The organism is Cypionkella sp. (assembly GCF_034376685.1).
Lineage (GTDB): Bacteria > Pseudomonadota > Alphaproteobacteria > Rhodobacterales > Rhodobacteraceae > Cypionkella.
This window is the reverse complement of sequence record NZ_JAXMJJ010000022.1, coordinates 1-10,316: the sequence shown is the minus strand read 5'-3', so window position 1 is coordinate 10,316 and position 10,316 is coordinate 1. Positions and strand designations below refer to the sequence as shown.

Annotated in this window: 9 protein-coding genes; 8 read left to right on the top strand and 1 reads right to left on the bottom strand. The window is 62.3% G+C overall.

Annotated features, from left to right (window positions below; genetic code table 11):
• The coding region (locus U1A24_RS05025) for an ABC transporter ATP-binding protein (RefSeq protein WP_322320882.1) at positions 1 to 479 on the bottom strand (479 nt) is incomplete at its 3' end.
• 299 nt (positions 480 to 778) lie between these two features.
• Here U1A24_RS05025 and U1A24_RS05020 point away from each other — a divergent pair.
• From U1A24_RS05020 to U1A24_RS04985, 8 genes are all read left to right on the top strand, one after another.
• Positions 779 to 1,588, top strand: coding sequence for a CoA transferase subunit A (locus U1A24_RS05020; protein ID WP_322320881.1), 810 nt, complete (start codon positions 779 to 781; stop codon positions 1,586 to 1,588).
• On the top strand, positions 1,585 to 2,346 hold the full coding sequence (locus U1A24_RS05015) for a CoA transferase (RefSeq protein WP_322320880.1): 762 nt from the start codon (positions 1,585 to 1,587) through the stop codon (positions 2,344 to 2,346). The genes U1A24_RS05020 and U1A24_RS05015 overlap by 4 nt, the downstream gene beginning before the upstream one ends.
• A 29-nt stretch (positions 2,347 to 2,375) precedes the next feature.
• Positions 2,376 to 3,572 (top strand): CoA transferase, encoded by a 1,197-nt coding sequence (locus tag U1A24_RS05010; protein ID WP_322320879.1) that lies wholly within the window; start codon positions 2,376 to 2,378, stop codon positions 3,570 to 3,572.
• 10 nt (positions 3,573 to 3,582) lie between these two features.
• The gene (locus tag U1A24_RS05005; protein ID WP_322320878.1) at positions 3,583 to 4,638 is read left to right on the top strand and encodes a 2-hydroxyacid dehydrogenase; all 1,056 of its coding nucleotides are present in this window, start codon (positions 3,583 to 3,585) and stop codon (positions 4,636 to 4,638) included.
• 25 nt (positions 4,639 to 4,663) lie between these two features.
• Positions 4,664 to 5,341 (top strand): class II aldolase/adducin family protein, encoded by a 678-nt coding sequence (locus U1A24_RS05000; protein ID WP_322320877.1) that lies wholly within the window; start codon positions 4,664 to 4,666, stop codon positions 5,339 to 5,341.
• 3 nt (positions 5,342 to 5,344) lie between these two features.
• The gene (locus U1A24_RS04995) at positions 5,345 to 6,859 is read left to right on the top strand and encodes an FGGY family carbohydrate kinase (protein ID WP_322320876.1); all 1,515 of its coding nucleotides are present in this window, start codon (positions 5,345 to 5,347) and stop codon (positions 6,857 to 6,859) included.
• Positions 6,856 to 8,406, top strand: coding sequence for an acetolactate synthase large subunit (locus U1A24_RS04990; protein WP_322320875.1), 1,551 nt, complete (start codon positions 6,856 to 6,858; stop codon positions 8,404 to 8,406). The genes U1A24_RS04995 and U1A24_RS04990 overlap by 4 nt, the downstream gene beginning before the upstream one ends.
• A gap of 20 nt (positions 8,407 to 8,426) precedes the next feature.
• Positions 8,427 to 10,316 (top strand): molybdopterin-dependent oxidoreductase (locus tag U1A24_RS04985; RefSeq protein ID WP_322320874.1); only part of this gene is annotated, 1,890 nt, incomplete at its 3' end.

Genomic DNA, 10,316 nt, shown 5'->3' with positions numbered 1-10,316 from the left:
TTCTGCGCATGTTCGGAAAGCCGCATGATTTCCAAGGTTTCGGCGACGCGCCGATCCGTGGTGGCGCGGTCTGCCCCCGCCATGCGCAGCGGGAAGGCGACGTTCTGGGACACCGTCATGTTAGGAAACAGCGCATAGCTTTGAAACACCATGCCAAAGCCGCGCCTATGGGTGGGCACCTGATCAATGCGCTGACCATCCACCAGAATCTCACCACTATCGAGGCGCTGAAACCCCGCCAGCAGATTCAACAGCGTGGTCTTGCCGCTACCGGACGGACCAAGCAGGGTGATGAATTCGCCCGGCTCGATATCCAGACTGACCTGATCGGTGGCGCGAAAGTTGCCATAGGTCTTCACCACGTCGCGAATCGTGATGCTGGAGCCAATCCCGCTTTGCCGCTGGAACTGGTCGATCTGTGACGCGTTAACTGTCGCCCCAGCTTGGCTTTCCCCGCGCCAAATCGAACTGTCAGTCATTGATTCCCCCTCTTCTGTTCCATATTATAGAACAGCATTCCGATTTATAGTCGCCTACTCTGCGCAGTTGTCAAGCGTTTCCGCTCATGGGGGTGTTTTTCTGCAATGCAGCATAACTATATGTTTGTCCTAGAAAATCTTTAAGAGGCAACGCGGGACAATGTCGGTTGACAGGGCATAAATGCTACCGCTATCCTGAATTACAGGATATTATTCTACATTGTAGAACAATAAGACTAAGGATACTCTGCGAAAAATGTCAGAAGCCGCGATGTTGACAGCCGGAAGGAGGACAGCCGATGCCAGATGATCTTCGCAGCTTGGCTGCGCATGTGACGCCCGGTATGCGCATTGCCCTGCCGGTTGACTATGCTGGCGTGTCGATGGCGATGACCAAGCCGCTGATTGCACATGGCGCGGGCGATCTGGATCTGGTTTGCGTGCCGACCGGGGGCTTGCAGGTGGATCAGTTGATCGGGGCCGGGTTGGTGCGGTCGGTGGAAACCAGTGCGATGTCGCTGGGCGAAGCAGGCGGTGCGCCACGGTTCAATCAGGCGGTGAAGGATGGCGCGATCCGGCTGAAGGATGCCACCTGCCCCGCCATTCACGCGGGCCTGCTGGCGGCGCAAAAGGGCAGCCCGTTTGTGCCGATGCGCGGGCTGATCGGCACCGATGTGCTGCGCCACCGCGATGACTGGCGGGTGATCGACAATCCCTTTGCAGAGGATGGTGATCCCATTGTCCTGATCCCTGCGATCAAGCCGGATCTTGCGATCTTTCATGCGCCAATGGCGGATCGACAGGGCAATGTCTGGATCGGTCGGCGGCGCGAACTGGCGGCGATGGCCTATGCCTCGACGGTGACGCTGGTGACGGTGGAACGCATTGTCGAAGGCTCACTACTTGCCGATGAGGTCACGGCGGCGGGCACCCTGCCCGCGCTTTATGTCACTGCCATCGCGATGGCCCCCAAGGGTGCCTGGCCCTATGGTTTGTGGGGCGAATATGCCCCCGATACAGCAGAAATGCTGCGCTATGCCAAAGCCGCGCGCTCTGCCGAAGGCTTTGCCGACTACATGGCATCGCAGCAGACGGAGGCAGTGCAATGACTGCAGTGCTGCCGCGCGAAATTCTGATCTGCACCATTGCCCGCCTGCTGGACGGCGTGCGCCATGTTGCGGTGGGCGCGTCTTCCCCGATGCCAGCCGCTGGGGCGATGCTGCTGCGGGCGATGAAGCAACAGGCCGGCGAAGCCCCGGTGCGGATTTCGATTTTGGGCTCGGTCGAGCATAACTTTTTCACCAACGGCTCGGCGGAACTTTTTGATTGCGCCGGTCAGGGCCGGATTGATGCGTTCTTTCTGGGCGGCGGCCAGATCGACGGGCAGGCCAACGTGAACCTTGTCGGTGCGGGCAGCTATCCGCAATCCACCGTGCGCTGGCCGGGATCGTTTGGCGCGGCCTATCTGTATTTCGTCGTCCCGCGCGTCATCCTGTTTCGCGAGGAACATACGCCGCGGGTCTTTGTCGAGAAGGTCGATTTCATCAGCGCGCCGGGGGTCAGCGATCCGGGGGTCTACCGCACCGGCGGCCCCACTGCGCTGTTGACCAGCAAGGGATTGTTCCGGTTTGACAAAACCCGCCCCGGCTTTGCGCTGGAAAGCGTGCATCCCGGCCATGATCTGGATGAAATCCGCGCCGCGACCGGCTTTGATTTTCTGCACGACGCCACACCTGCCGTCACTCCCGCCCCCGACAGCGCGACGCTTGCGCTGTTGCGCGGTCGGGTGCTGGATGAGCTGGAAGAAACCTATCCCGCCTTTGCGGCCGAGATGCGCCGCGACGGTGCCGCCCTGCCCGCTGCCTGACTCATATTTGACCGACTGGAATACCTGACATGCCTGACTTCGGATCCCTCGCCCACCTTAAGGTCATCGACGCCAGCCGTGTGCTGGGTGGCCCCTATGCGGGCCAAGTGCTCGCCGATCACGGCGCGGATGTGATCAAGCTGGAACCGCCAGCGGGCGATGAAACCCGAGGTTGGGGCCCGCCCTTTCTGGATGGCACCGCCAGCTATTTCCTTGGCCTGAACCGCAACAAGCGCGGCATGGCACTGGATATGGCGCAGCCAGCGGGGCGTGAGGTGCTGCTGGCCCTGCTGGAAACCGCAGATGTGTTCATCGAGAATTTCAAGACCGGCACGCTGGAACGCTGGGGCATCGGCTATGACGAGTTGTCAACGCGCTTTCCCCGGTTGATCCATTGCCGGGTATCCGGCTTTGGCGCGGATGGCCCGCTGGGTGGTCTGCCGGGCTATGATGCCGCTATTCAAGCGGCTTGCGGCATCATGAGCGTGAATGGCGAAAGCGGCGGGCAACCGCTGCGGGTGGGTCTGCCGGTGGTGGATATGGTCACCGGGCTGAACGCGGTGATCGGCATTCTGATGGCGGTGACCGAGCGCGCCATCAGCGGCAAGGGCCAGTTTGTCGAAACCACGCTCTATGATTGCGGGGTGTCGCTGCTGCACCCGCATCTGCCGAACTACTATCTGTCGGGCAAAGTCGCGGGGCCAACAGGCAACGCGCATCCCAATATCTGCCCCTATGACACCTTTGCCACCGGCACCGACCCGATCTTTCTGGCTGTTGGCAACAACCGTCAGTTTGCCACGCTCTGCGCCGAAATCGGTCGCCCCGATCTGCCGCAAGATCCGCGCTTTGTCTCGAATGGAGAGCGCAACATTCACCGCGATGCGCTGAAGGGCGAGTTAGAATCCGCCCTTTCCGCCTTTACCTGCACCGAACTGGCCGATCGGCTGATCCATGCCGGCGTGCCTTGTGGTGCGGTGCGCAGCATTGATCAGGTTGTGGCCGATCCGCACACTACCCATCGCGAGATGGTGGTGGATATCGGTGCCTATCGCGGCACTGGCAGCCCGATCAAGCTGTCGCGTACGCCGGCGACCTACAGGCTGGCCCCGCCGCAATTTGCCCAGCACAGCGCCGAAATCATCGGCGATCTGGCGCTGGACGGTGAAACCTACCGTGCGGTTCTGCCGGGTATGGCCCCCGCCGTCGATGTGAAAACTGCCTGAGGGATATGACATGCAAAGCGCACAAAAACCCCTGAATATCGGCATCATCGGCGACGGTTTCATGCAGCCTGCGTTCTTTGAAAAGGCGCTGACACAACGTCTTGCAGGGCGTGATGTGCGCTTTAGCCGGATGGAACTGGACTGGCCGCTGCGGCTGGTGTCCACCAAACATGACCACTCGCTGCCCGTCGCTGAATTCGTCGGACGGCCCGAGGATTACTTCAGCTTCCTGGCCGATCTGGATATTCTGATCACCCATCTGGCCCCGATCACCGGCGAAAGCCTGAAACACGCGCCGGATCTGAAGATCATCGCGGTGTCACGCGGTGGCCCCGTCAACATCGAAATGCCTGCGGCCCGCGAGCGCGGTATCACCGTGGTCAACACACCGGGGCGCAATGCCTCGGCTGTGGCAGAGTTCACCGTGGCCTCATTGCTGGCAGAGACGCGCAACCTGATCCGGGGGCATCTGTCGGTCGCCAGTGGCGAGTTCCGTCGCGAGTTCTACCACTATGATCACACAGGCCCGGAACTGTGCGAATTGACGGTGGGCATCATCGGCTATGGCGATATCGGCACCCGCGTGGCGCGTCTGTTGCAGCCGTTTGGCTGTCGCATCCTTGTCGCCGATCCGTTCAAAAAACTGACCGATGCAGATCGCGCGGCGGGGATCGAGATGGTCAGTTTCGACGACCTACTGGCGCAATCGGATGTGGTCACGCTGCATCCGCGCGTGACGCCGCAGACCAAAGGCATGATCGGGCGCGATCAGATCGCCCGGATGAAACCCGGGGCCTATATCGTCAACACCACGCGCGGCCAGGTGCTGGATTATGTCGCCCTCTATGACGCGCTGGTGTCCGGCCATCTGCGCGGTGCTGCGCTGGACACGTTTGATCCCGAACCGCCACCCGCCGACTGGCCGCTGCTGAAGCTGCCCAATGTCACACTGTCACCGCATATCGCGGGGGCCTCGCGCTTTTCCATCACCAAGGCAGCCAAGATGATCGCCGAAGATATCGGACTGATCCTTGACGGCAAACAGCCGCTCTATCCAACCAAATAGATCCGACCAAATGACGGGGATTCCGATGACACAAGAAGAACTGGCCCTGCGCACCGAGTTGCTCGAAGCCTGCCGCAGCATGAACCGCCTTGGCATCAACAAAGGCACCTCGGGCAACATCAGCGTGCGCTATGGCGACGGGTTTCTGATCTCGCCCACCGGGATTCCCTATGAAAAGCTGCTGCCCGAGCATGTGGTGGCGATGAACTGGGATGCGACCTATGCCGGGGATGTGCTGCCATCGAGCGAGTGGCGCTTTCACCGCGACATCCTGCGTGCACGGCCCGATCTGAATGCGGTGGTGCATACGCATTCCACCCACGCCACGACCCTATCAATTTTGGGGCGCGACATTCCGGCGATACACTATGTGATCGCAGCGGCGGGGGGCGCGGATATCCGCTGCGCGCCCTATGAGATTTTCGGCTCGCAAGAGTTGGCCGACCGCGTGGTGACAGCGCTTGAAGGGCGGCGGGCCTGCTTACTGGCGCATCACGGCGTGATCACCGGACATGTGTCGATTGCACGCGCACTGGCACTGGCGGTGACGGTCGAGGAATTGGCGCATCAGTATCTGATGTGCCTGCCGTTCGGCGAGCCGCCGATCCTGTCGCAAAGCCAGATCGCGGATGTTCTGGTCAAATTCAAGACCTATGGCCAACAGGCGGTGCCTGCGCTTGACGGTCTGCGTCAGGCATCCTGAGCGATGGACGCGGTGCTGCTTTGCCTCGATTCCGGGACTACGACCGTCAAGGCCGCGGCCTTTGACCGTTGCGGCAGGATGGTGGCCATCGCGCACCGCGAAAACAGCGCGCTGCGGCGCGACAGGGTGCACGTTGAACAGGATATGACGGTCAGCCGTGACGATGCGCTGGCCGTGCTGCGCGCTTGCGTGGAACAACTGACGGGGCGGGTTGAAGGCATCGTCCTGACCGCGCAGGGCGACGGGCTTTGGCCGATTGACGCGCAGGGTCAGCCTGTAGGGCCTGCGATGACATGGCTGGACGGGCGGGCGCGGGCGCTGGCCGCTGCCCCCGAACGCATGGCTGCGCTGGAAGCGATTGAAGAGGTGACAGCAGCCCGCCCGACTGCCGCCTCGCAAAGCCTGCAACTGCTGTGGCTGCAACAGAATGATCCCGCGCGTCTGGCGCAAATCGCCCATGTGCTGCGGCTGAAAGAATGGCTGTTCCTGTCGCTGACGGGCAAGCTGATGGCCGAGCCGAGTGCGGCGCTGCCGGTCTGGGGCGATTGGCGCAATGGCCAGATGTCGGGCGTGGTGCAGGATCAGCTAGGGCTGACGCGCGGCATTGAGCTACTGCCCGATTTCACCCCGGTCGGCGACTGCCGTGCCAGCTTGTCCGCGCAAGCCGCTGCGGCCATTGGCCTACCTGCCGGAGTGCCGGTATTGCTGGGCCCCGGCGATGTCCAGGCGACATTGATCGGGCTGGGGCTCGGTGGGCAAACCGGGGTCACGCGGGCCTCGATCTTCGGAACCAGCGCCATTCACGCCTGCCACTTGCCCGACCCTGCCGCGATGCGCGAAAAACCGGCGGGTGCGATGGTACAACGCTTTGTGATGGGCGAAGGCTATCTGTGCTTTCACCCCTGCTTTAATGGCGCGGCACTGTTGCAGCATGTCAACCAACTGCTGCCAGGGGCCGCACCTACCCACGCGCCAAGCTATTCCGGCGTCGTGCTGCATCCGTTCTTTGAACCCGGCGGCGAACGCGCGCCCTTTACCGCTCCACATGCCAGCGGTGCCGCCTTTGGCCTGACCGCCGCGACCACGCCCGCGCAAATCACCTGGGCCGCGCGCGAGGCGCTGGCCTTCATCGCGCGTACCAGCCACGATATGATGAACGCGCCTACTGGAACACTGGCTTTGGGCGGTGGTCTGGCGGGCGATGCCGATTTCGCGGGTTTCATCGCCACGGTGATGGGCAGTGATGTGCAGCGCAGCACCAGTGGACATGCCGGATTGCACGGGCTTGCCGCGATTGGCGCGCGGTTCTTGCTTGGGGCGGATGATGCGACGATTGCACGCGACTGGGTTGGCGCGACTGACGAACCCATAGCGCCGCAACAGGGCGCAATCGCCGCCTATGCACAAAGCAAATTCGGGGTGTTCTCTCAGTTGATCGGCGCGGTTGCGCCCTTCTGGCAGACACTTTCCACTGTCCGCGATCAAGCGGAGCATCTGACAAAGGACCAACCCGCATGAACGGTGCCGATCTGCTGTGCGAGACGCTGCTCGCCAATGATATCGACGTTTGCTTTGCCAACCCCGGCACCTCCGAGATGCATTTCGTCGCAGCCCTTGATCGTCAGCCGAAGATGCGCTGCATCCTCGGTCTGTTTGAGGGCGTGGTGACCGGGGCTGCCGATGGCTACGCCCGGATGGCCGACAAACCAGCGGCGACGCTACTGCATCTGGGGCCGGGCTTGGCGAACGGGCTGGCAAATCTGCACAATGCGCGGCGGGCGCGCACGCCGATGGTCAATGTGGTCGGCGACCATGCAACCTATCATCTGATCCATGATGCACCGCTGACCTCGGATATAGACTCGCTGGCTTGGCCGATGTCGCAATGGGTGGGCCGGGCTGCAACCGCAGATACGGTGGGCAGCCAAACCGAAGCGGCCATCACAGCCGCCCGCAGCGCCTCGGGTCAGATTGCCACGCTGATCCTGCATGCCGATGCGGCTTGGACCGAGACCGCGATGCGCAAGCCCGCGCCACTCGCCACACATGTGCCAGATGCCCCTGACGCCGACCGCGTGACCGCTGCGGCGAAAGCGCTGCGGGCAGGCAAGCGCACGACTATTCTGGTGACCGGTCTGGCGTTGCGCGCACCGCAACTGGAATTGCTGGACCGGATTGCGACCCACACCGGGGCGCGACTGATGGCGCAGCAGGCCAATGGCCGGATGCAGCGCGGCGCGGGCCGCGTCGCATTAGACCGCGTGCCCTATGTGATCGAACAGGCGCTGGCGGTGTTTGCCGATACCGAACAGGTGGTGCTGATCGGTCCGAAAGCCCCGGTTGGGTTCTTTGCATATCCCGGCAAGCCGGGCAGCATGTTGCCGGAGGCCTGCATCTGCGTCGATCTTGTCACCCCCGAGCAAGACATGATCGTTGCGATTGCAGCATTGGCCGATGAACTGGGCGTGACCGCAGCAAGCGTCCCACGTCTGGCCACCCGCGCGCGTCCAGCACTGACAACTGGCACATTGACGCCCGCCGCGATTGCGGTGGCACTGGCGCATCATATGCCCGCGAATGCGATCATCTGTGACGAATCCGTCTCATCTGGCCGCGATTTCTTTCGCAGCACTTACTGCGCCGAGCCGCATGATTTTCTGCAACTGACCGGCGGGGCGATCGGGCTTGGTCTGCCGCTGGCGACGGGGGCTGCGGTCGCTTGCCCAGACCGTAAGGTCGTGGTGCTGCAAGCCGATGGCAGCGGCATGTATACGCTTCAGGCATTGTGGAGCCATGCGCGCGAACAGTTGGATATTGTCACCATCATCTTCGCCAACCGCCGCTATCAGATCCTGCATGGTGAGTTGAAGAATGTCGGCGCGGGTAGCCCCGGCCGCAACGCGCGCCGCATGTTGGATCTCGATAACCCCGAGTTGGACTGGGTCAGCCTTGCCCGCGGCATGGGGGTCGAGGCCGCGCGTACGGACACAGCCGAAGGCTTCGCCGATGTGCTGCGGGCCGCCTGCGGGCGCAAAGGCCCGTTCCTGATCGAAGCCATGATCTGAACGACAAAGAGGGCATGACGATGGGCAAGATCAACCGGTTTCCACATTGCAGCCATTGGGGCGCTTACACGATCCTGGTGCAGGATGGCCGGATCGTCGGGGTGGAACCTTTGCCGCAAGATCCCGCACCCTCGCGGATCATCGGATCGGTCAAGGAATGGGCCAACCCGGAACGCCGGGTGTTGCAGCCAATGGTGCGGCAAGGCTGGCTGGAAAAGCGGCAGGGCAGCGACAGGCGCGGGCGTGGTCAGGAACGGCTTGTGCCCGTCAGTTGGGAGGACGCCACCACGCTGGTAGCCGATGAAATCCGTCGCGTATCAGGCAGCTTTGGCAATGCCTCGATCTTTGCCGGGTCTTATGGCTGGACAAGCTGTGGCCGCTTTCACCACGCGCCGTCTTTGCTGAAGCGGATGATGAACCTTTCGGGCGGGTTTACCGGCCATGTTGATACCTATTCGATTGCCGCTGGTCCGGTGATCCTGCGCCACACCCTTGGCGATGAAAAAGCCTGCGGTGGGCAATCCAACACGCTGGACACGATTGCCACACATACCGATACGCTGGTGGTGTTCGGGGCTTTGTCGCCGCGCACCGCGCAGAATGAAGCGGGCGGCATTGGCGTGCATTCGCTGGAAACCTACCTGCGCCAGATCGCGGCGCGGGGCACGAAGGTGATCCTTGTCTCGCCTTTGCGCGATGATCTGCCCGATTGGCTGGATGCCGAATGGTGGCCGATCCGCCCGAACACCGACACCGCGCTGATGCTGGGGCTGGCGGGCGAGATCGTGAAAGCCTGGCGGCAGGACGATGACTTTCTGACCCGCTGCACCAGTGGTTCGGACATGCTGCTTGGCTATCTGCGCGGGCAGACCGATGGTGCTGTGAAAGATGCCGCTTGGGCCGCAGCCATCACCGGGCTGGACCGCGACCGTATCGCAGCATTGGCGCGGCGGTTGGTGGACACCCGCAGCATGCTGACCGTCAGTTGGAGCCTGCAACGCGCCCATCACGGCGAACAACCGTTCTGGGCGGCGCTTGGGCTGGCAGCGATCAGCGGCCAGATCGGCCTGCCGGGTGGTGGCGTCGGTTACGGCTATGCCTCACTCGGCGGGGTGGGTGCGCCGATCAATCTGGGCAAATCGCCCTATATCTCGCAACTGCCGAAAGCCATCGACAGCTTTATCCCGGTGGCGCGGATCAGCGACATGCTGCTGAATCCCGGCGGCACCTACACCTATGAAGGCGAAACCCGGACCTATCCCGATACCCGGCTGGTCTATTGGGCGGGTGGCAACCCCTATCACCACCATCAGGATCTGAACCGGCTGTCTGAGGCTTGGACCAAGCCCGAAACCATCATCGTGCAAGACCCGATGTTCACCGCCACCGCCCAGCGCGCCGATATCATCCTGCCCGCCTCGACCTCGATCGAGCGCAACGACATCGCAGGCAACAAACGATCCGATCTGATCCTCGCGATGCACAAGGCGATTGAGCCCTTGGGGCAGTCACGCTCGGATTTCGACATTTTCAACGCCATCGCGACGAAGCTCGGTGTGGGCCACGCCTTCAACGAAGGCCGCGATGAGATGGGCTGGCTGCGCCATATGTACGAGATCAGCCGCAATGATGCGCAAACCCGGCTGGATTTCGCGATGCCGACGTTTGACGACTTCTGGCAGGCGGGCTTTGCGGCGTGCCCGACCATCGCCGAACACACCTATTTGGCGGATTTCCGGGAACACCCGCAAGATCACGCCCTTGCCACCGAAAGCGGCAAGATCGTGCTGGGCAGCAAGACGCTGGCACGGCTGAACTATGCCGATTGCCAAGCGCATCCGGCATGGATCGAACCGGCCGAATGGCTGGGCAAGGCGCGAGATGTATCAGAGATGCACCTGATCTCGCAT

Excerpts from the sequence above, each read along its gene's own strand:
- U1A24_RS04990 (WP_322320875.1), top strand. The coding sequence starts at position 6,856 with ATGAACGGTGCCGATCTGCTGTGCGAGACGCTGCTCGCCAATGATATC.
- U1A24_RS05005 (WP_322320878.1), top strand. The coding sequence starts at position 3,583 with ATGCAAAGCGCACAAAAACCCCTGAATATCGGCATCATCGGCGACGGT.
- U1A24_RS05010 (WP_322320879.1), top strand. The coding sequence starts at position 2,376 with ATGCCTGACTTCGGATCCCTCGCCCACCTTAAGGTCATCGACGCCAGC.
- U1A24_RS05000 (WP_322320877.1), top strand. The coding sequence starts at position 4,664 with ATGACACAAGAAGAACTGGCCCTGCGCACCGAGTTGCTCGAAGCCTGC.
- U1A24_RS05020 (WP_322320881.1), top strand. The coding sequence starts at position 779 with ATGCCAGATGATCTTCGCAGCTTGGCTGCGCATGTGACGCCCGGTATG.
- U1A24_RS05015 (WP_322320880.1), top strand. The coding sequence starts at position 1,585 with ATGACTGCAGTGCTGCCGCGCGAAATTCTGATCTGCACCATTGCCCGC.
- U1A24_RS04995 (WP_322320876.1), top strand. The coding sequence starts at position 5,345 with ATGGACGCGGTGCTGCTTTGCCTCGATTCCGGGACTACGACCGTCAAG.